The sequence below is a fragment of the Hydrocoleum sp. CS-953 genome (assembly GCF_002260545.1).
Classification (GTDB): Bacteria; Cyanobacteriota; Cyanobacteriia; order Cyanobacteriales; family Microcoleaceae; genus Trichodesmium.
This window is the reverse complement of the sequence record NZ_LGSU01000742.1, coordinates 1-4,477: the sequence shown is the minus strand read 5'-3', so window position 1 is coordinate 4,477 and position 4,477 is coordinate 1. Positions and strand designations below refer to the sequence as shown.

The following is a 4,477-nucleotide window of genomic DNA, read 5'->3' as shown; positions in this document are numbered from 1 at the left end:
CAAGGATATCGGGACCATTATCGCTACCATCACCTCCTAAGGTGTCATTCCCTGCACCACCATAAAGTTCATCAGCGCTGTTGCCACCGAAAATGAATCCGAAAAAATTGATAATTTTCAACTAAACAAGTTAATTTCTCAGCTAATAAAGAATGTATTCCTGGGATTTCTGCAATCAACTCTAAAGCCATATCATCATTTAAAACTTTACTTGCATAATACAACTTTTCTAACCATTCTGGAGCCATGATCATTAAATCCTCTGGTTTTAAAATTTCTATTTTATTGCTTCCAGCTTCCTCCTCTTCTTGTGCATAAATATATTCTACTCCTAAATGTTTTTTCATTGTTGCAAAAATCATTGATTCTCGGAAAGGTTTTCTCACAAAATCATCACACCCTACTGATAAAATTATTGATTTTTCTTCTTCTAATACACTGGCAGTTAAGGCTATTATTTTCGTGTTTTTTCCTTGTTTTGTGGCTTTAATATATTCAGTTGCATCATAACCATTCATTACGGGCATTTTCATATCCATCCAGATTAAGTCTGGATGCCAATTCTTCCAGATTTCAATTGCTTCTTGACCATTTATACCTTCTTTTAGTTCAAATTTTAATGGCTCTAGTAATTTGATTAATAATTGACGATTAATTTGGATATCATCTACGATTAGTATTTTGTAACTGGGCTGATTCGGTTTTAATTCAATGGGATAACGCTCTTTTGTTTGGGCTTTTACTGCTGTGGAATCAACTATATTTACCTTAATATCAAATGCAAATATAGTGCCTTTTTGAACTTCACTTTTTACAGTAATATTTCCTCCCATTAATTCTACAAAAGCACGGGTTATAGACAATCCTAAACCTGTGCCTTCTTGACTTTTTTTTCCTGATTCTGTTTGACTAAATATTTCAAATACTTGATTTAATTCTGCTGCTGCTATCCCTACCCCTGTATCTTCTACCGTAAATAGTAATTTGGCGGTATTAATTGTTGGATTTTTGATTTCTAAGAGAGATTTTTGAGTTTCTAACACAGGCAAGATATTTTTGCTACCCTGAGTTTTGACTTTGACAAATATGCCACCTTCAAAAGTAAATTTAATTGCATTATTCAGTAAATTAATTAAAACTTGACGTAATTTGGTTTCATCAGTGCAGATATATCTGGGGATAGTCTTATCTATTTCAAAAATTAACTCTAAGCTTTTGGCTTCAGCTTTGATTTCAAAAAGAGTCTGAATTTCATTTAAAAGAAAATATAGGTCAAAATTCTTAGGTTGGAAACTTTGTTTTCCGGCTTCGATTTTAGCCAATGCTAAAATATCATTAATTAAACTGAGTAAATATTCTCCACTACGATTAATTATCTCAATATTTTCTTGGAATTCTTGAGTTAAATAACTATGATGTTTGAGAATTTGAGAAAAGCCTAAAATTGCATTTAAAGGTGTGCGTAATTCATGGCTCATATTGGCAATAAAACGACTTTTGGCTTGATTAGCAACTTCCGCTTTTTCTTTAGCTATAATTAATTCTTGCTCGGCTTGTTTCCGCTCAGATATATCTTGAAAAGAACCATATAACCTAGTGCAAATATGATGATTAAATTCTGCTTGTCCTGTGGTGATGATCCAAATTTCCTTCCCTTTTGCTGTCACCATTTTTAATTCTTTATTCCAAGGTTTACCCTTTTTTATCCCCCTTTCCATAGCTTGAATCATAGTATTACGACTTTCCCCTTCTGGATAAAAATTAATTGCTGTTGCTATATCAGGCTCAAAATCTAGTGCAACTTCATGAATTTCTTTAGTTATAGCTGACCAATAAAGTTTTTGCTCAATCAAGTCTAATTCCCATGCACCGATACGAGCTTGACAACTCATAGCTTCTAACATTTCTTGCTGATGAGCTAGTTTAATTTCAGCTTGTTTGCGAGCGCTAATATCATTCAAAACACCAATTACACAATCTTGACCATTTAATTTACTAACTCTTGCTGAGAGGAGAATAGTTTTCTTTATACCTGATTTGATCCGAAATATCACTTCAAAATCAGAAATATATCCAGTCTGATTTAAACTTTCTCTGAAATATTCAAAATCCTGTAGATCATCCCATAAATTCATTTCCACACAAGTTTTACCTATCGCTTCGGTGTAAGAGTAGCCGAGAACACGACTAAAGCTATCATTAACATCTAAGCAACGTCCGTCAGAAAAAGTTGCGATCCAAGCAGGTTGAGGACTGCTTTTAAAAATGGTTGAAAATTTTACTTCTGATTGATACAGAGCTATTTCAATTTCTTTGCGTTTGGTAATATCTACAGACATTCCCACTATCCGAACTGGGATATCTTGAGCATTAGTTATAACTTTAGCAGCTACTTGAAGCCATCGCCATTGACCAATATTTTCTGTATCCATTACCCGATGCTCAATTTGAAAAGTTCCTCGATTCTGAATTGCTTCTTTATGAGCATGGTTAAGAGCTTCTCTGTCATCAATATGAACTGCTTCCATAGCTTGTTCATAGGACATTTGGAGTGGATAGGATAAATTCGCTAGAGTCCAGAAAAAGATTTGATTCGTTGTCAGATTTCTTTCCCAAGCGCTTGCCCCTGAAATATCCATCGCTAATTTTAATTGAGTCTCACTTTCCTGTAGAGCAATTTCAACTTGTTTGCGTTCAGTAATATCTATAACTGTACCGATAAATTTAACAACTTTTCCTGAGTCATCATAAACAGGTTTTCCCTTTGCTTGAATATAGCGAGTATTATCTTTTTGGGTAATAATTTTCAAATCTGTATCAAAAGACTGATCGGCTTTAACTGCTGCAATAATTATTTTTTCATAATGTTCTTGACTTTCTGGATGAACCTGTAGAATAGTTAAATCTGGTCTCGGAACAGGTGCTCGATCCTCAGCTTCAAAAATACGATATAATTCCTCTGACAAAATAAATGCTTTAGTAGTGACATCAAATTCCCAACTTCCTACTTTAGCAATATGTTGAGCTTCATTCAGAGCTTCTGTTTTTTGTGCTACTTCTGCTTCTAATTTTTGAGTGTAATTCTGTCTTAACTGTTCACTTTGACGGAGGGAATATTCCATCTGCTCTAACGACTCCGTAAGATTTGCTACTTCTTGAATCATTGTTAGAGGAAAATTTTGATCTAGTTTTCCCTGAGCAATGTTTTGACTAGCTTGAGTTATTTGAGATAAAGACTTAACGAGACGACGGGATGTGTAAAGACTACAGGCGATCGCTCCTACTAATGCTAACCCACATAATACTATAGTACGACGCACATTAGCCTGAATTTCACCTAAAAATACAGATTCGGGTACAATATTGACAATTATCCAATCTAAACCATACTCATCTTGATAAGACTTGACCATCACACACACAGGTATAGAAATGTCAAGATGTAACAATTCTGGTTCTAATAAACCTTGTAAATTATTGCCATATATTTGTTTGACAGCTTCAGTAACATTACGAATTAATGGATCTTGTGACTTGACAGCTTTAAGCCTTGTGGGTGTGTCATTGATGATTACAACCGGAGATTCATCCCCAGAATTAGCAACAATTTCACCAGTTCTCTCCATAATAAAAATACTGCTAGAGCGATCGCCTTTGACTTGTTGCAAAAATTGGCTGAGTTGATGAAGTTCAATATCAATTCCCAAAACCCCTAACAATTTTTGTTGTTCTCCATAAACAGGAGTGCTGGCGGAAATACTAATATTTGTGGGAGCATCTTTCCCCCAAGTGTAAACGGAACTCCAGATAGGTTTTCCCGCTTTAACTGCATCCGTGTACCAAGACATATTATTTCTTTGAGTATTTTTGATGACCTTCAATACCTCCGTTCTATTACCTTGATCATCAAGTCTGTATTGAGTTAAAACACCAATATTATTTCTGGGAATTTCGGCTATAATTCCTTCTTTATTTGAGACATAACCTGAACCAATAAAGGAACCATCTTCCCCTCCAAAATTGACGAATACAAAATCAAATAACCGAACCTGTCTATAAAAATATTTGCCCAGTGCTGGAAAATCATTGAGGTCTAAAACCCCTGCCTCAAATGCTTCTAAATTGGTCAAATTAATTTCTTGTGCCTTACCCAAATAAGAATCAAGGTATTGATCGATACTCTTTCCTTGTTCACTCATCAATTGGGCAATTAGCTGCCCAATTCCTTTTTCTCCGATACGATAGGATAGATAACATACTAAGCTGACAATAGCAATAACTTGAACGGTAAACTGTACAGTTAATATTAAATAAAGGGGTATTTTGGTTTTATTTTTATAAAAAAATAACATATTATACCAGTTAGTTTAAAAAACAAGAATTATACAAAAATGTGGATTTAAAAAACAAGAATTATACAAAAATGTGGATCTCAAATAGCATTTGTAACAAACACTGATCACGCTTGGTATTAGAC

Annotated in this window: 1 protein-coding gene and 1 pseudogene; both read right to left on the bottom strand. The window is 34.2% G+C overall.

Annotation, left to right across the window (positions count from 1 at the left end):
* A pseudogene (locus tag AFK68_RS44620) lies at positions 1-121 on the bottom strand (hypothetical protein); the annotation flags it as partial.
* Entirely contained in the window at positions 72-4,352 is a 4,281-nt protein-coding gene (locus AFK68_RS08885; protein ID WP_094672417.1) for a PAS domain S-box protein, read from the bottom strand. The gene AFK68_RS08885 and the pseudogene AFK68_RS44620, both read right to left, overlap by 50 nt.
* Between the last annotated feature and the right edge of the window lie 125 nt (positions 4,353-4,477).

Bases quoted from the DNA above. Each gene is read 5' to 3' on its own strand.
- AFK68_RS08885 (WP_094672417.1), bottom strand. From the start codon at position 4,352: ATGTTATTTTTTTATAAAAATAAAACCAAAATACCCCTTTATTTAATA.